The sequence below is a fragment of the Streptococcus mitis genome (genome assembly GCF_000960025.1).
GTDB lineage: Bacteria > Bacillota > Bacilli > Lactobacillales > Streptococcaceae > Streptococcus > Streptococcus mitis_DH.
On record NZ_JYGQ01000004.1, the window covers coordinates 308,912 to 325,976 of the forward strand.

Here is a 17,065-nt window from a genome sequence, read left to right on the forward strand (position 1 = left end):
ACTTGTCTTCTAGTATAGTGCAGAAAAAGAAGGCCGTCAAGCCTTCTTTAGGTTTATTCTTCTGCTTCGTCTTCTGTAAATTGACTGTTGTAGAGGTCAGCGTAGAAACCAGCTTGCGCCATCAGCTCATCATGATTTCCTTGCTCGATGATATTTCCATCCTTCATAACAAGAATCAGATCAGCATTTCGGATAGTAGACAAGCGGTGGGCGATGACAAAGGAAGTCCTTCCCTCCATCAAACGGTCCATGGCTTTCTGGATTAATTCTTCCGTCCGTGTATCAACAGAAGAAGTCGCCTCATCTAGGATTAGGAGTGGTGCATCTTTCAGTAAAGCACGAGCAATGGTCAAGAGTTGTTTTTGTCCGACAGACAAGGTCACTGTATCATCCAAGACGGTATCGTAACCATCTGGTAGGGTCATGATAAAGTGGTGAATCCCTACAGCCTTGCTGGCTTCAATCACGCGCTCATCACTAATGCCCTCTTGGTTATAGATAAGATTGTCTCGAATGGTTCCTTCAAAGAGCCAAGTATCCTGCAAGACCATTGAAAAGGCATCGTGTACTTCCGAGCGCTTCATATCCTTGGTATCCACGCCATCGATGCGGATACTTCCCTTATCAATCTCATAGAACTTCATCAAAAGATTGACAATAGTTGTCTTACCAGCCCCAGTCGATCCGACAATGGCAACCTTTTGACCTGCATGAGCCGTCGCAGAAAAATCGTGGATGATAGTCCGATCAGGAGTATAACCAAAGGAAACTCGATCAAAGACTACTTGACCTTTCATATTGCTCAATTGTCTTTCTTTATGGGATTCGTCTCCCATTTCCTCTTCAGCTAGGAATTCGAAGACACGTCCCATGGCTGCACTAGCCTGCTGAAGACTAGTAATTCCTTGGGCAATTTGTGAAAGAGGCTGAGAAAAGATACGAACGTAGGCCATAAAGGCAACGATAATCCCGATACTGATGTGTCCATTTAAGGCCAAGGCTGCACCAACGATAATCACCAAGGCATAGCTAAAGTTCCCAATAAACATCATAATCGGCATCATAATCCCTGAAATAAACTGAGATTTCCAGATACTATCATACAGACGATGATTTAATGTTGCAAACTCTTCTTTCGTACTCTCGATGGCATTGTAACTGGTTACTACATTATGGCCAGAGTACATTTCTTCCACATAGCCATTGACAGCTGCCAAGTCTTGTTGCTGACTCTTAAAAAAGCCCTGTGATTTGCCCATAAAAACGGACACGAAAGCAAAGCCAACAATAGTTGAAACAACCGTCACCAAGGCCAAAATCCAGTTCATCCCAAACATGGTTACCAAGACTGCTAAGACCAGTAAAGTGGATGAAAGAACTGTTCCCAGACTTTGATTGAGGGACTGGGCTGCAGTGTCAACGTCATTGGTTACACGAGACAAAGTATCCCCCTGAGAGTGTCCATCAAAATATCTCAATGGTAGGCGATTAATTTTCTCTGCAATGGCTGTTCTTAAACGCTCTGAAAAACGTTGAATAGCTGTTGTAAACAGAAAGGCCTGTAAATAATTTGATAGGAGTCCAATCACATAGATGACGGCCAAAAAACCACCAATAGCTGCAACCGCAGCGACATCCACACTTGTTTCTAAACCACTGGCAATAATATTAGTCATTTCCTTGATGCGGGTTGGACCATATACAGTAATGATATTGGATACGATTGTTGCTAGAAAGGCGATTAGAAGGGCAAACTGGAGGCCTGCAAGATAGGGTTTAGTCTGTTTCCAGAGAGACATTTTCTTATTTTCCATGTTCCAATTCCTCCTTCGATAGTTGTGAATAGGCAATTTCTTGGTAAACTTCGTTATTAGCTAGAAGTTCCTTGTGGGTACCTTGTCCCACGACTTTCCCTTGATCCAAGACCAAAATCAAATCTGCGTCCATAATCGTTGAAATACGCTGTGCGACGATAAGCTTGGTCATAGACTTGGTTTTCTCTGCTAACTCTTGGCGTAGGACACGGTCTGTCTTGTAGTCCAAGGCTGAGAAGGAGTCATCAAAGATGAGGATTTCTGGCTTCCGAGCTAAGGCACGCGCAATGGCCAGACGCTGTCTTTGACCACCTGAGAAGTTGGTTCCTCCTTGGGCCACTTCTGACTCTAAGCCCTCTTCCTTGTCTTCGATAAAGTTCTTAGACTGGGCCAACTCCAAAGCCTGCCACATAGCCTGCTCACTAAGTGGTGTTTCTTGACTTTGTCCAAAGTCTAGATTGTCTTTGACATTACCTGAAAAGAGAACCGCTTTCTGAGGAATATAACCAACCTTGTTGCGCAAATCTTCTAGAGCATAGTCTTGAACATTGACACCGTCCACCAGAATTTCTCCTGCTGATACGTCATAGAAACGTGGAATCAGATTGACCAGAGTTGATTTACCTGAACCCGTTGACCCAATAAAGGCCACTGTTTGACCCGCTTCTGCTCTAAAGCTAACATGCTCGATAACTGCCTCCGAATTTGCCGCATAGCGGAAGGTCACATCCTTAAACTCGACCTGACCTTTGAGGTTTTCATCAGCCAGCTGCACTTGAGCAGGTTTTTGGATAGAAGAATGCAAATCTAAAACTTGATTAATGCGCTTGGCAGAGACCATAGTTCGGGGAAGAACGATGAAGAGTGCTCCCATGAGAAGGAAGCCCATGACAACCTGCATAGCATAAGACATGAAAACAATCATGTCACTAAAGAGAGGCAGACGCGCTATCGGAGCAGCGTCGTTAATCACATAGGCCCCAATCCAGTAAATCGCCACACTCAAACCACTTGAAATCCCCATCATGATAGGGTTCAAAATAGCCATAAGACGGTTGACAAACAAATTCAAGCGTGTCAATTCATCATTTGCTGCTGCAAATTTTTCATTTTGGTATTCTTCAGCATTGTAGGCGCGAACAACACGAATACCTGTTAAACTCTCACGAGTGATACTGTTCAGTTTATCAGTCAAACTTTGAATCAAGAACTGTTTTGGAAAGGCTAGCGTCATCAAAACGGTCGTCATCAAAACATTGACAATCACTGCTACAAGAACGGCCCAGAGCCAGTATTCTGAATGGCCTAAAATCTTCCCGATAGCCCAGATAGCCATAATCGGACCACGCGTTACCACTTGCAAGCCCATGGTAATCAACATTTGAACTTGAGTAATGTCATTGGTAGTACGCGTCAAGAGACTGGGAATAGAGAATTTCTTAATCTCTGTCTGCGAGTAATCCAAAACTCGGTTAAAAATATCACTTCTCAACCTACTAGTATAAGAAGCCGCCACTCGGGATGCAAAAAATCCAACTGCAACTACGGACAAGAAGGCAAGAAAGGACATTCCCACCATCATGCTTGCCGGCTGCCACAACTCATCTAAATTAGTTCCTTGACTACCTAGCAAATCCGTAATTTTCGAGATATAGGTCGGCACTTCCAACTCTAGATAGACCGAAAAACAAGTAAAGAGAATGGCTAGTAAAATCATCCCCCATTCTTTTCTACTAATTCGTTTGGCTAATTTCTTCATTCTCTCCTCCTATTCCCTTGATATTTTCCTGTAGTTGAGCAAGGACTTTCTCAAAAATCAGTAATTCATCTTCATCAATGTCTTCCATCAACTGCTTATCAATTCGTTCAAAAAAGGCTTTAACCTGCTTCATTTGAGAACGTGCTTTGTCCGTCAAACGAACAAATTTTGCCCGCTTATCGCTAGGACTCGCCTCCAATTCCACCAAACCATTTTGCACCATACGCTTGACCAAATTACTCGCAACAGATTTGGTAATATTGAGTTCCTGCTCGATATCCTTAATCAGGACCAGTTCCTCTTTTTGTTCACAATGATCTAAAAAACGCAGAACCTGCCCTTGAGGCCCACCCATAAATTCAATACCACAACGTTTGGCTTCCTTTTGCACCATGAGATGAATCTGATGACCAAAACGCTTAAAGACTAACATCGGTTTATCCATACTAACTCCTTTCTAACCATTGCATTTAGTTCTCCTAGGAACTAAATAAGTTTCCATGAGAACTATTTTACCACTTTGAAAAGAGATGTCAAGAAAAAGTTTCCATGAGAACTATCTTAGTTTAAATTGACATTAGGCAAGATTTTTTATATAATAAGCTCTCACTACTGTGGGTAGAAATCCATTCACTTAATGAGGAGAGAAAACTTTCAAATGAAACCAGAAGAACAAAGAGTTTTAGGAATCTTAGCAACTATTTTTGGAGCCATCGCACTTTTAGGATCCTGGATCCCGTTTATTAACTATCCATCGTTGTTCCATCGGCATCGTCGCATTTATCTTGGGGATTATCGGCCTTATCGTCAACCTCAAAAAACGGAAAACAATGGCTATTATCGGAACATCCCTGGCAGTTGCCTCTGTTGTACTTTTCTTTACGAGTCAGGCACTATACGCTGATGTCTACAAAGAGTATGCCAAGGAGTTTAACCGTTCCTACATGGATACGAGTGCCTCAATGGAACGCGAAGAAAAAAGCGGCTTGACAGACGATACCTTCGCCTGGACCCAAGAACAGTTCGACGCCTTAATCGAAGGCGACCTTGACAACAAAGGAAAAGGTGGTACCAACTACGAGGATATTATCAACAAACACGGAAAGCCAGATTCCGAGTTTGACTTCACTCTTGGGGCTTACAATACGAAAAAAATCACCTATATCTCTATTGGAGACAAGACCAAGACTGTTACCTTAACTTTTGCAAAACAGGACAATGGACAGCTCTTGCTCGTCCAAAAACATGCAGTCGGTCTAGGTCTAGAAAAAAACAAGCAACAAAACGATTCTGAAACCTGAGTCTAAGTTCAAATATCAAAAAAAACGAACAGCTAATAAAACTGTTCGTTTTTCTATTAGAATCCATCTACGTTTGTGTAGATCTTTTGTACGTCTTCGTCGTCTTCAAGAACGCTGTAAAGTTTTTCAAAGGTTTCAAGGTCATCGCCTGACAATTCCACTTCTGACTGAGGAATCATTTCCAATTCAGTCACTTGGAATTCTTCGACACCTGACTCACGAAGGGCAACGATAGCCTTGTGAAGGTCAGTTGGCGCTGTGTAAACTGTGATTGTTCCTTCTTCTGCTTCTACATCATCCACATCTACATCTGCTTCTAGCAATTGCTCAAAGACCGCGTCCGCATCTTCACCTGCAAATACGATCACACCCTTGTTGTCAAAGAGGTAAGAAACAGAACCTGAAGCACCCATGTTTCCGCCGTTTTTACCAAAGGCTGCACGGACATTGGCCGCTGTACGGTTGACATTTGAAGTCAAAGTATCAACAATCAGCATAGAACCATTTGGTCCAAAACCTTCGTAACGTCCTTCTGTAAAGGTTTCGTCTGTGTTTCCTTTAGCCTTGTCCAAAGCCTTATCGATAACGTGTTTTGGCACTTGGGCTTGTTTAGCACGGTCGATAACGAATTTCAAGGCTGAGTTTGATTCTGGATCTGGATCACCTTTTTTAGCTGCTACATAGATTTCTACACCAAATTTTGCATATACTTTAGAGTTAGCTCCATCTTTAGCCGTTTTCTTGGCTACGATATTGGCCCATTTACGTCCCATTAGGAATCTCCTTTTTTCACATTTTAATCTTTCTTATTATAACACAAGTTTTTTCGATTTTCACTAGAGGAAATGGATTTTATTCAGTAAATACAACTAGGATAGCACTTTAGTTGCTAAAATTTCCTTGCCTTCTTTTATCAAGGGGTGACGAAACAGTGAGAAATACAGTTGAATGGTCATGGCAACCCAGATTAAGGGTTCGCAAAGGATAACTCCCTTATATCCTGCCCAAGGGATAATCAAAACCACAAAAGCGATTTTCCCGATTAGTTCGATAAAGCTAGAAACCAGAGGAAGGATTTTTTGCCCCAAACCCTGCAAACAATTGCGATAAATCAATAAGAGACTCAAAATAGGATAAAAAGCTGAGCTGATTTGTAGATAGAGACTGCCATTTTCTACCAAATAGCTATCCGTCGAACTAGCCAAGAAGGAAACCAAGGCTGGACTGGCAAAAAAGAGGAAGACACAAACAAAAATTGCCCAGGACATACTTAAACGACTGCCGATTCGAATACCTTGAACAATGCGGTCTGGTCGCTTAGCTCCTAAATTCTGAGAAGCAAAGGTCGTCATCGAAGCGGAAATAGCGGTCATGGGAAGAAGGGCGAAAGCCATAATACGTCGCGCCGCTGTTTGAGCACTAATAATCACTGCACCAAAGGTATTAACAGAAGACTGTAAAATCACACTGCCGATAGATACAATTGAACTCATCAAGCCCATAGCCAAACCTTGCTCCAAGAGGTCAGCGTATAAGGCCTTATCCCATTTGAAATGCTTGAGTTGAGGCAAAAGTTCTGGCACGCTCTTACGAATATAGTAAAAACAGAGAACCGCTGATAAGCCTTGCGAAATGATGGTAGCAAGTCCCGCGGATTGAACTCCAAGATGCAATTGCGTAATAAAATAGAGATCCAGAACCACATTAACCAGAGCAGAGAAAATCAGAAATCCCAGAGCTGCCAGACTGTCACCAATGGACCGCAACAAACCTGCAAAGAGATTATAAGCAAAGCTGACGCCTACACAGGTCACAATCATAGAAATATATTGATAAGATTGAGGAAGGATTTCTGCGGGAGTATCTAAGTATTGCAAGAGAGGATACAAACCAAGAAAGCCCAGCAACATAACTACAATACTCAAAAGTGCACCTAAAATCCAGGTGGCTGCTACTGCTTCCTTGATTTTAGTGAAATTACGAGCCCCGTAATAACGGGCAATGACAATCCCCATGCCATTGCCAACACCAAGAGTAAAACCTACAATCAGGTCAAAAATCGCTGTCGTCGCCCCTACTGCAGCCAAGGAATCTTGACCCAGAAATCGCCCAACAATTAAGACATCAGCAGTATTATAGAGCTGTTGAAAAATATTAGACAGCAAGATTGGGAAGGCAAAACTCAAAAGCGAGGGAAGAATCGGACCATGTATCAGGTCCACTGTTCGTTTTTTATTCATAAGGCTATTATATCAGCTTTCTAGAGGAGCGACAAGAAACAGCAAACTATAGGCAATCTGAAATCTTGAACAAAGAATCAAAAAAGCAGTGGATTTCTCCACTACTTTGCCAGCTTATTCTTCAATTTCGATTTCAAGTTCGTCGCCTAGGTCAAGGGTTACTTCTTCATTCACAGAGTCTACTTGAGCTGCTTCATCTTTTTTACTTTCAGCAGCTTCTTCTCCATCAATCAAACCAAATTGAACACGGACTTGATGGTCAATCTCATCAAAGACTTCTGGGTTATCTGCCAAGTATTTCTTAGCATTTTCAGAACCTTGCCCAATTTTCTCATCCTTGTAAGAGTACCAAGCTCCTGCTTTTTTGATGATATCCAAATCGCTTGCGATCTTCAAAAGCTCACCAGTCTTAGAAATCCCTTCTCCGTACATGATTTCAACGAAGGCTTCCTTAAATGGTGGAGCCACCTTGTTTTTCACGACCTTGATTTTAGTTTCTTTACCCACATTGGTATCTTTTTGGTCACCAGTTCCCTTGATTTGTGTGCTTCCACGAACATCCAAACGGACTGATGCGTAAAATTTCAGAGCACGTCCACCAGGAGTTGTTTCTGGATTTCCAAACATGACCCCAACTTTTTCACGCAATTGGTTGATAAAGATGGCAATTGTTTTGGTTTTATTGATAGAAGCACCAAGTTTACGCATAGCCTGGCTCATCATACGAGCCTGCAAACCAACGTGGCTATCTCCGATATCTCCATCAATTTCCGCACGAGGTACAAGGGCAGCAACTGAGTCGACCACGACAAGATCTACAGCACCTGAATCAATCAATTTTCCTGCGATCTCAAGACCTTGCTCTCCTGAGTCTGGTTGTGACAAGAGCAACTCATCAATGTTGACCCCAAGGGCCGCAGCATAAGCTGGATCAAGAGCATGCTCCGCATCAATAAAGGCAGCAATCCCACCTTCTTTTTGCGCTTGCGCAACTGCATGAAGGGCAACTGTTGTCTTACCAGATGACTCTGGTCCATAGATTTCGATGATACGTCCCTTAGGATAACCACCTGAACCAAGGGCAATATCAAGAGCCAAGGAACCGGAGCTCATCACTTGCACCTTTTGCTCTGCCCGTTCACCCAAACGCATGATTGAACCCTTACCAAAGTCTTTCTCAATCAATTTAAGAGCGTCATTCAAGGCTTTTTCACGTTCAGCCCCGAATTTTTTTGAAATTTCATCTAATTTTTTTGGTTTTTTCGCCATTCTATTCTCCTACATTCTAATGGTCCTTAGACCTATCTACTATTATATCAAAAGTTAGTCACTTAATAAAGCTTTGCGAACTAGGTTAAAGGCATGCATAACCGCAATGTGACGTACATCTGCTCGACTTCTGCCTCCAATATTGACCTTGATGACCTCAGTTCCATGCTTTTGAGCCAATCCTATAAAGACTGTCCCAGCTGGATGTCCTTCTAGGCTATCTGGTCCTGCTACTCCAGTCAAACTAATGCCAAAATCCGACTGGGTCTTGCTTCGTGCCTGCTCAGCCATCTTCTGAGCTGTAAATTCAGACACCACACCATGTTCTTCCAAATCCTTGACAGGAATATCCAACATTTTTGATTTTTCCTCCAAGCTATAGGTCACAAAACCACCCTTAAATATACTTGAAGCTCCTGAAAAATCCGCTACATTGGCTTGGAAAAGCCCTGCCGTCAAACTCTCGGCTGCAGTGATGGTTTTCCCTTGCTTTTTCAGCTTTTCTACCACAATGCTGGCTAAACTAGTTTCTTCCCCATAACCATAACAAAGGTCTCGTAAAGAAAGGCCTTCGAAGGTCTGACGATCCAAGATTTGATTTTCCAAGATATCCAGCGCTTGATTCGCCTCTTCTTGACTGCTAGCCTTTGTTGACAGACGCAGAGTGACTTCTCCTGTCTTAGCATAAGGGGCCAAGGTCGGATCTGTTTGATTATCAATCAAATCAGACAAAATCGTAACCAACTGACTTTCGCCAATCCCAAAGAAACGAAGAACTCGGGAATATAGCTTACTCCCTGTCATCAACTTGGGTAGAAGTTGGTTTAAGACCATGGGTTTTAATTCACTTGGTGGACCTGGAAGGACAACGTAGGTCACTCCATCGACTTCCAATATTCCTCCCACAGCCAGTCCTGTTTCGTTTGGCAGTGGAGTCGCTCCATCTACAATTTGGGCTTGTCTTTCGTTATTCGGTGTTCGGGCATAGTCTGGTCTCTGGGCAAAAAAGACATCCAACTTCTCCTGAGCCTGAGGATCGAAGACCAATTCTTTCCCTAAAAATTTAGCCAGAGTTTGTTTGGTCAAATCGTCCTCAGTTGGCCCTAAACCACCTGTCAAAATCACTAGACTACTACGTTGACTGGCAATTTCGAGCAAAGACAAGAGACGAGCTTCATTGTCTCCTACAGCCGTCTGAAAATATACGTCTACCCCAATCTCTGCTAGTTTTTCTGATAAAAATTGAGCATTAGTATTGACAATCTGTCCTGTCAAAATCTCTGTTCCAACAGCAATAATTTCTGCTTTCATGTTTCCTCCTAACTATCTATTCGTATTTTTTTGAAAAAATCGTAGGAAATTTCCCACGATTTTAACTATAAAATAGATTATTCTACATCTTCTTGATTTGTTGTATTATTAATCGTACCTGTTCCCAAACCGATACCATTTTGGTTTCCAAAAATATCTTCATATAAGACTGCATTTGTCTCTAACTCTGTCACCTTCGGTTTATCAAGTGAGGTTCTCAAAAGATTCTGGATCTCTAACAAATGGTTAGCAGTTACGATTTGATAAGATGTCCCTTGCAATTCGGCATCTTCTCCTCGTAATTGTTGGGTTTCAATCGTTTTAAACGAGTCCTTGTAACCTAACAAACTTGGGATACTCTTAGCAGATAGATCAATATTAGTCTGCATATTGGTACTTAGGGCTTTTAAGATAGATTGATAGTGACTAACACTATTCAAGCTAAGAACTTTTTCAACAACCTTTTGAATGACTTCGCGCTGACGTTTCTGACGTCCGTAGTCCCCTTCTGGGTCCTGGTAGCGCATGCGAGAATAAACAAGAGCTTCATCTCCATTTAGAGTTTGTTGCCCAACACCAATAGAAATAGTATTAAATTCCTCTTGGTCACTAATAGAAATCGGGAAACCTAGCGTGTTATTGACAGTTATACCACCCACTGCATCGACTAATTGTTGTAATCCGTGCATATTGACCATAATATAGCGGTCAATATGGATGTTCATCATCTTTTGAATGGTTGAAATAGCCAACTCTGCACCACCACCCGCATATGCAGCGTTTAGTTTTGCTTCCTCAATCTGACCATCTTTATGCTGAATTTTAGTCAAGATATCACGTTCCAAACTCAACATCGTTGTCTTTTTCGTGTGCGGATTAACCGTCAAAAGAATCATGGAATCACTATTTCCCTCCCAAGGGTCCGTTCGTTCCTCGTTTCCAGTATCAACCCCCATCAAAAGAATCGTTAAGGGTTCAGTCGCCTCAATAACATTGGTTTCTTCCCCAATCTTTTTATAGGTTTTTGATAAGGTTTCTGTACCTTGCTGATAAATAGTATAAGCAAAAACACCCACACCTAAAACTGTCACAGCTAGAAAAGCTAGCACCATTCCAATAATTTTTTTAACCATATTTCTATTAATCTATCAGCCTACCCATCAGGTAAACATCGATAAACTCCCCTTCTTCTATGTACGCACCACGCTCTTGTTTACCTTCAATTACAAAGCCATGCTTTTGATATAAATGAACTGCAGCCTGATTACGAGTTTGGACAGTGAGTTGAAGTCGACGAAGAATGCCACTAGCCTGCGCCCATTCTACGGCTTCTTCAAGTAACAAATTTCCTAGTCCATTATTCCAATACTTCTGACCAATCACAATGAAGAGATCTCCAATATGACGAACTCTCTTGCGTTGATCAGCTGTGATATTTACAAGACCAGCAATTTCATCATTCAGCAAAGCCAGTAAAGTGATTTGATTTTCCGAGTGAGCCTGTTTATCCAAAAACAACTCCATCTCAGTATCTGTCATCAAAATGCCATTACTGTCCAGACTGGTAAAATCTGTTTCTACACTGACACGATTTAAAAATGATACTAACTCAACAGCATCACCAGGTTCTGCTTCTCTAATGAGCAATTCATACTCCATGTTGAAGCTCCTCTAAGAGTTTTTCTGCACGCAAACCCTTTGCTTGGAAATGTAATCTGCGACCGTCTTCTTCTTTTAGAATTTTCAATTCTAAATAAGTATCTGGTAAGGCATCTCCTAAAAGATGTCCCCACTCGATGACAGTCACGCCGCCACCAAAGAGAAACTCATCTAAATCGATAGAATCAGCGTCCCCCTCAATACGATAAACATCTAAATGATAAAGTGGAAGACGACCTTCATACTCTCTCACAATAGTATAGGTTGGACTCTTAATCATCTGAGTAATCTGTAACCCTTTAGCAAGACCTTTTGTAAAGGTCGTTTTGCCTGCTCCAAGTTCTCCAGTTAGAATTAAGACATCATTCTTTTCTAATAAACAGCCCAAACGTTCACCTAAAGACTGTAACTCTTCTTCGTTTTTAGTGTACATGTTTCTATTATACCAAAAAGTTGTCCTTTGTCGAGATATTATCTATGAATTCCATATTATAAATTGTAAAACTTGGACCTTCACTTCTTTTATATTTAAAATAGAAACAGCAAGAAGACAACTAACAAGATATCTCTCATCAAATGGCTGTAAAATGAAACTTCCCAGCGAATGACTTTTGGCACCAACAGTCCTAGAAATAGCATTCCTAAGGTAATATAAAAGGTCATGGATAATAGCATCCAAGGATTTCTGAGAAAGATTAGAATAGCTAGTCCACTAATAAAACAAATTTCCTTCTTTCCCAAAAACTTTTTCACTCCATTTACATACTTCTTAATCGGCAGAAAAACTAACAAATCAATACCAAATAAGAAAAAGAAACTCGGAAGAAAGGCTTCCACAAATCCTTCTACGGATGTATTTCCTGCAAGGATATGTTCTATGACAATTAAAGCTAAACCCAAAATATTTACTAAGAGCAAGAGACTATACAAGAATTGTTGCTTATCTTCCTTAAAAACTGAGTAAGATTGATTTCGCTGTCCACTATAGTAGTTTATCCCTGCCCCAATACTGGCAATGAGCAACATGCCAACTAGATAATAGAAGCAGTTTTGATTTAACATCAAGGCCCAAGTCGATAAACTTAAACAAGAACAGCTACTAAGGCCAAAAACTGTCAGCAATAACAAAATACGAATTTGCTTTTTCATTTTTTCCATCATTCTTCCTCCCTTACTTGCTCTTATTATATGCTAGAAATCCTCACCATTGCTAGAATATTTCTCAACTGTCAGTTTTCTACTCTAAAATGCAAAAAAGTTTGATGCAAGTATCCCTTACATCAAACTTTTACTATTTCTCTTCAAACCAAAGAGTAATTTCTCGCTTAGCTGACTCTTCTGAATCTGAACCATGCACAACATTTTGAATAGCTTGGTTTTCTCCAGCAGCTTTTGCAAAATCACCTCGAATAGTTCCTGGTAAAGCTTCTTCTGGACGAGTAGCACCCATCATGGTCCGCCAAGTTTCAATTACTTTGGGACCAGAAATTATACCTACAAGAACCGGTCCTGAAGTCATAAATTCACGAATCGGTGTGTAAAAACTTTGACCAACCAAGTCCTGATAGTGCTGGTCAATCAACTCTTCTGAAACCTGTGAACGCAACTCCAATTTTTCGATTGTAAATCCACGTTGTTCAATGCGTTTCAATACTTCACCCACTAGCCCTCTTTTTACACCGTCTGGTTTAATGATAAAAAATGTTTGTTCCATACCTGTCTCCTTTGTCAGCTTCTTTCTTTTATACTCTTCGAAAATCTCTTCAAACCACGTCAACGTCGCCTTGCCGTAGGTATGGTTACTGACTTCGTCAGTTCTATCCACAACCTCAAAACAGTGTTTTGAGCTGACTTCGTCAGTTTTATTTACAACCTCAAAGCAGTGCTTTGAGCAACCTGCGGCTAGTTTGCTCTTTGATTTTCATTGATTATTATTTTACCACATTTCATGGAAAAATGGAGAAAGTTTTCAGAAAAGCGAAAGAGAACCCGAAGGCTCTCTCGTTCTCTTTTATTCTACTGTTTCTTCCACAGTTTCAACGGCAGTATCCACAACTACTTCTGTTGTTTCTTCATTTCCTTCTTCCTCTACTGGAGGGTTAAGGTATTCTTCTTCGTTGACAGCATGTGGTTCAAGGTTACGGTAACGAGCCATACCAGTACCTGCTGGGATGATCTTACCGATGATAACATTTTCTTTAAGTCCAAGGAGATGGTCTTTCTTACCACGGATAGCTGCGTCAGTAAGGACACGAGTTGTTTCCTGGAAGGAAGCCGCTGACAAGAAACTGTTTGTTTCAAGTGAGGCTTTGGTAATTCCCATAAGAACTGGGCGACCTGTCGCTGGAACTCCACCTGCGATAAGAACATCTTTGTTGGCATCTGTAAAGTCATTGATATCCATGAGGGTACCCATGAGAAGATCTGTGTCACCTGGATCCATGACACGAACTTTACGGATCATTTGACGAACCATTACCTCGATGTGTTTGTCACCGATTTCTACCCCTTGGCTACGGTAAACTTTTTGTACTTCACCGAGAAGATAAGTTTCAACTGACAAGACATCACGGACTGCAAGGAGACGTTTGGGTTGGATAGAACCTTCTGTAAGAGCAGCACCACGCGCTACTTGGTCCCCAACTTCAACACGCATACGAGCTGTAAATGGAACGACGTATTCACCTTCGCCAGTTTCACCCTTAACAAAGACTTTCTTAGTACGAGTTGATGCATCTTCTTCGATAGCAGTAACTTGTCCTTTAACCTCTGTGATAACCGCTTCCCCTTTAGGATTGCGGGCTTCAAAGATTTCTTGGACACGAGGAAGACCCTGAGTGATATCGGTATTTGAGGCAACCCCACCCGTGTGGAAGGTACGCATTGTAAGCTGTGTACCAGGTTCCCCGATAGATTGGGCAGCGATTGTACCAACTGCTTCACCAACTTCAACCGCATCACCAGTCGCCAAGTTGATACCGTAACAATGACGGCAGACACCATGACGAGTGTTACATGTAAATACAGAGCGGATAGTCACTTCTTCCACACCAGCATTGACAATTTCACGCGCCTTATCTTCTGTAATCAACTCATTTGGACCGATAATCACTGCACCAGTTTCTGGATGTTTAACAGTTTTCTTAGTGTAACGACCATTGAGACGCTCTTCGAGAGACTCAATCATTTCTTTTCCTTCTGCGATAGAGCGGATCAAGAGACCACGATCTGTTCCACAGTCGTCCTCACGGATGATAACGTCTTGGGCAACGTCAACCAAACGACGAGTCAAGTAACCTGAGTCGGCTGTCTTAAGGGCCGTATCGGTCATACCTTTACGGGCACCGTGAGTTGAGAAGAACATTTCGAGTACTGACAAACCTTCGCGGAAGTTTGAAAGGATTGGCAATTCCATGATACGTCCGTTCGGAGCAGCCATTAGACCACGCATACCGGCAAGCTGTGAGAAGTTTGAGATATTACCACGGGCTCCAGAGTCCATCATCATAACGATTGGGTTCTTAGGATCTTGGTTGGCAATCAAACGTTTCTCTAGTTTTTCACGGGCAGCACGCCATTCAGCTGTAACGGCATTGTAACGCTCGTCGTCTGTAATCATACCACGACGGAATTGTTTTGTGATTTGTTCTACACGTTTGTGTGATTCTTCAATGATTTCAGCCTTGTCATCAACGACTGGGATATCGGCAATACCCACTGTCAATCCTGCAAGAGTTGAGTGGTGGTAACCGAGGTTCTTCATACGGTCAAGTAGGGCAGAAGTTTCTGTCGTACGGAAACGTTTGAAGATTTCAGCGATGATATTTCCAAGGTTTTTCTTCTTGAATGGAGGGTTGAGTTCAAGATTGCTGATAGCTTCCTTGATATCTCCACCAAGTGGCAAGAAATATTTAGCTGGAACGCCTTCTGTCAAGTTGGCATTGTTTGGTTCTTGCAAGTATGGTAGACCCTCTGGCATGATGTCGTTGAAGAGGATTTTACCAACTGTTGTAAGCAAGACCTTGTGTTTTTGCTCTTCTGTCCAAGGTTTGTTGAGGCTATCTGTTGCAATACCAACACGTGAGTGGAGGTGAACATAACCATTACGGTAAGCCATAACCGCTTCGTCACGGTCTTTGAAGACCATTCCTTCACCTTCACGACCAGCTTCTTCCATTGTCAAGTAGTAGTTACCCAAAACCATGTCCTGAGATGGAGTAACAACTGGTTTACCATCTTTCGGGTTCAAGATGTGCTCAGCAGCCAGCATCAAGATACGAGCTTCTGCTTGGGCTTCTTCTGAAAGCGGTACGTGGATGGCCATTTGGTCCCCGTCAAAGTCGGCATTGTAGGCTTCACAGACAAGTGGATGCAAGCGAAGGGCCTTACCATCAATCAAGACTGGCTCGAAAGCTTGGATACCCAAACGGTGAAGGGTCGGTGCGCGGTTCAAGAGCACTGGGTGTTCTTTGATCACTTCTTCAAGGATATCCCAGATACGCTCATCTCCGCGTTCGACCAAGCGTTTAGCAGCTTTGACGTTTTGCACGATATCACGAGCGACGATTTCACGCATCACGAATGGTTTAAAGAGCTCGATCGCCATTTCACGTGGCACACCACATTGGTACATCTTAAGCGTTGGACCAACGGCGATAACGGAACGTCCTGAGAAGTCAACACGTTTACCGAGCAAGTTTTGACGGAAGCGTCCTTGTTTACCTTTAAGCATATGGCTCAATGATTTCAATGGACGACTACCTGGTCCTGTGATTGGACGACCACGACGACCATTGTCAATCAAAGCGTCAACCGCTTCTTGAAGCATACGCTTCTCATTTTGAACGATGATACCTGGTGCATTCAACTCAAGCAAACGAGCCAAACGGTTGTTACGGTTGATAACACGGCGATAAAGGTCATTCAAGTCAGATGAGGCAAAACGGCCACCATCCAACTGCAACATTGGACGAAGATCTGGTGGAATAACCGGAAGGATGTTGAGAATCATCCATTCAGGTTTGTTTCCAGACTTGTAAAAGGCATCCAAAACATCCAAACGACGGATAGCTTTGACACGTTTTTGTCCAGTTGCTGTTTTCAACTCTTCTTTGAGTTCAGCAATTTCTTTTTCAAGATCTACTTGTTTTAAAAGGTCTTGGATGGCTTCGGCACCCATCTTGGCAACGAATGATCCATAGCCATACTCACGCAAGCGCTCACGGTATTCGCGCTCTGTCATGATAGACTTGTGCTCAAGTGGTGTATCCTTAGGATCAATCACCACATAAGCCGCAAAGTAGATAACTTCCTCGAGGGCACGAGGGCTCATATCAAGGGTCAAGCCCATACGGCTTGGAATCCCCTTGAAGTACCAGATGTGAGATACAGGAGCTTTCAACTCGATGTGCCCCATACGCTCACGACGAACTTTTGTACGCGTTACTTCAACCCCACAACGGTCACAAACAATCCCTCTATAACGAATGCGTTTGTACTTACCACAAGCACATTCCCAGTCTTTTGTAGGACCAAAGATAACTTCATCAAATAGTCCTTCACGTTCTGGTTTCAAGGTACGGTAATTGATTGTTTCAGGTTTTTTAACTTCTCCATAAGACCATGAACGGACTTTGCTTGGAGAAGCTAGGGTGATTTGCATACTTTTAAAACGATTTACATCAACCACTATTTCTTCCCTTTCTATTCTAA

At 42.2% G+C, this 17,065-nt stretch carries 13 protein-coding genes and 1 pseudogene; 1 reads left to right on the forward strand and 13 read right to left on the reverse strand.

The window, feature by feature from the left end; genetic code table 11:
* Positions 1 to 53: 53 nt before the first annotated feature.
* Genes TZ91_RS08310 through TZ91_RS08320 form a run of 3 tightly spaced genes read right to left on the reverse strand, consistent with a single transcriptional unit; the run spans position 54 to position 4,018 of the window.
* A complete protein-coding gene (locus TZ91_RS08310) occupies positions 54 to 1,814 on the reverse strand; it encodes an ABC transporter ATP-binding protein (RefSeq protein ID WP_033686310.1) in 1,761 nt (586 codons plus the stop codon).
* The gene (locus TZ91_RS08315) at positions 1,804 to 3,573 is read right to left on the reverse strand and encodes an ABC transporter ATP-binding protein (RefSeq protein ID WP_033686308.1); all 1,770 of its coding nucleotides are present in this window, start codon (positions 3,571 to 3,573) and stop codon (positions 1,804 to 1,806) included. The genes TZ91_RS08310 and TZ91_RS08315 overlap by 11 nt, the downstream gene beginning before the upstream one ends.
* Positions 3,548 to 4,018 carry a MarR family winged helix-turn-helix transcriptional regulator gene (locus TZ91_RS08320; RefSeq protein ID WP_033686306.1) on the reverse strand — a complete coding sequence of 157 codons (471 nt, stop codon included), beginning with the start codon at positions 4,016 to 4,018 and terminating at the stop codon, positions 3,548 to 3,550. Before TZ91_RS08320 ends, TZ91_RS08315 begins: the two co-directional genes overlap by 26 nt.
* A gap of 213 nt (positions 4,019 to 4,231) precedes the next feature.
* Between TZ91_RS08320 and TZ91_RS08325 the strand changes: the two are divergent.
* Positions 4,232 to 4,874: pseudogene (locus tag TZ91_RS08325) on the forward strand (DUF4190 domain-containing protein).
* Positions 4,875 to 4,930: 56 nt separating this feature from the next.
* Here TZ91_RS08325 and TZ91_RS08330 read toward each other — a convergent pair.
* The 10 genes from TZ91_RS08330 to rpoC form a co-directional block, all read right to left on the reverse strand.
* On the reverse strand, positions 4,931 to 5,647 hold the full coding sequence (locus TZ91_RS08330) for a YebC/PmpR family DNA-binding transcriptional regulator (protein WP_000532883.1): 717 nt from the start codon (positions 5,645 to 5,647) through the stop codon (positions 4,931 to 4,933).
* 96 nt (positions 5,648 to 5,743) lie between these two features.
* Positions 5,744 to 7,114, reverse strand: coding sequence for an MATE family efflux transporter (locus TZ91_RS08335; RefSeq protein WP_033686304.1), 1,371 nt, complete (start codon positions 7,112 to 7,114; stop codon positions 5,744 to 5,746).
* 114 nt (positions 7,115 to 7,228) lie between these two features.
* A complete protein-coding gene (recA, locus tag TZ91_RS08340; RefSeq protein WP_001085456.1) occupies positions 7,229 to 8,383 on the reverse strand; it encodes a recombinase RecA in 1,155 nt (384 codons plus the stop codon).
* 54 nt (positions 8,384 to 8,437) lie between these two features.
* Positions 8,438 to 9,694 (reverse strand): competence/damage-inducible protein A, encoded by a 1,257-nt coding sequence (locus tag TZ91_RS08345; RefSeq protein ID WP_033686303.1) that lies wholly within the window; start codon positions 9,692 to 9,694, stop codon positions 8,438 to 8,440.
* 77 nt (positions 9,695 to 9,771) lie between these two features.
* Entirely contained in the window at positions 9,772 to 10,827 is a 1,056-nt protein-coding gene (gene lytR / locus TZ91_RS08350) for a glycopolymer--peptidoglycan transferase LytR (RefSeq protein WP_033686301.1), read from the reverse strand.
* 7 nt (positions 10,828 to 10,834) lie between these two features.
* Positions 10,835 to 11,353: a GNAT family N-acetyltransferase gene (locus TZ91_RS08355; RefSeq protein ID WP_033686300.1), complete on the reverse strand. Its 519-nt coding sequence runs from the start codon at positions 11,351 to 11,353 to the stop codon at positions 10,835 to 10,837.
* Positions 11,343 to 11,786 (reverse strand): tRNA (adenosine(37)-N6)-threonylcarbamoyltransferase complex ATPase subunit type 1 TsaE, encoded by a 444-nt coding sequence (tsaE, locus tag TZ91_RS08360; RefSeq protein WP_033686298.1) that lies wholly within the window; start codon positions 11,784 to 11,786, stop codon positions 11,343 to 11,345. Before tsaE ends, TZ91_RS08355 begins: the two co-directional genes overlap by 11 nt.
* A 95-nt stretch (positions 11,787 to 11,881) precedes the next feature.
* Positions 11,882 to 12,514, reverse strand: coding sequence for a competence protein (locus TZ91_RS08365; RefSeq protein ID WP_235196424.1), 633 nt, complete (start codon positions 12,512 to 12,514; stop codon positions 11,882 to 11,884).
* A gap of 130 nt (positions 12,515 to 12,644) precedes the next feature.
* A complete protein-coding gene (ndk, locus tag TZ91_RS08370; RefSeq protein ID WP_033686366.1) occupies positions 12,645 to 13,067 on the reverse strand; it encodes a nucleoside-diphosphate kinase in 423 nt (140 codons plus the stop codon).
* 297 nt (positions 13,068 to 13,364) lie between these two features.
* Positions 13,365 to 17,042, reverse strand: coding sequence for a DNA-directed RNA polymerase subunit beta' (gene rpoC / locus TZ91_RS08380; protein WP_033686295.1), 3,678 nt, complete (start codon positions 17,040 to 17,042; stop codon positions 13,365 to 13,367).
* Between the last annotated feature and the right edge of the window lie 23 nt (positions 17,043 to 17,065).

Bases quoted from the DNA above. Each gene is read 5' to 3' on its own strand.
- TZ91_RS08310 (WP_033686310.1), bottom strand. From the start codon at position 1,814: ATGGAAAATAAGAAAATGTCTCTCTGGAAACAGACTAAACCCTATCTT.
- TZ91_RS08315 (WP_033686308.1), bottom strand. From the start codon at position 3,573: ATGAAGAAATTAGCCAAACGAATTAGTAGAAAAGAATGGGGGATGATT.
- TZ91_RS08320 (WP_033686306.1), bottom strand. From the start codon at position 4,018: ATGGATAAACCGATGTTAGTCTTTAAGCGTTTTGGTCATCAGATTCAT.
- TZ91_RS08330 (WP_000532883.1), bottom strand. From the start codon at position 5,647: ATGGGACGTAAATGGGCCAATATCGTAGCCAAGAAAACGGCTAAAGAT.
- TZ91_RS08335 (WP_033686304.1), bottom strand. From the start codon at position 7,114: ATGAATAAAAAACGAACAGTGGACCTGATACATGGTCCGATTCTTCCC.
- recA (WP_001085456.1), bottom strand. From the start codon at position 8,383: ATGGCGAAAAAACCAAAAAAATTAGATGAAATTTCAAAAAAATTCGGG.
- TZ91_RS08345 (WP_033686303.1), bottom strand. From the start codon at position 9,694: ATGAAAGCAGAAATTATTGCTGTTGGAACAGAGATTTTGACAGGACAG.
- lytR (WP_033686301.1), bottom strand. From the start codon at position 10,827: ATGGTTAAAAAAATTATTGGAATGGTGCTAGCTTTTCTAGCTGTGACA.
- TZ91_RS08355 (WP_033686300.1), bottom strand. From the start codon at position 11,353: ATGGAGTATGAATTGCTCATTAGAGAAGCAGAACCTGGTGATGCTGTT.
- tsaE (WP_033686298.1), bottom strand. From the start codon at position 11,786: ATGTACACTAAAAACGAAGAAGAGTTACAGTCTTTAGGTGAACGTTTG.
- TZ91_RS08365 (WP_235196424.1), bottom strand. From the start codon at position 12,514: ATGATGGAAAAAATGAAAAAGCAAATTCGTATTTTGTTATTGCTGACA.
- ndk (WP_033686366.1), bottom strand. From the start codon at position 13,067: ATGGAACAAACATTTTTTATCATTAAACCAGACGGTGTAAAAAGAGGG.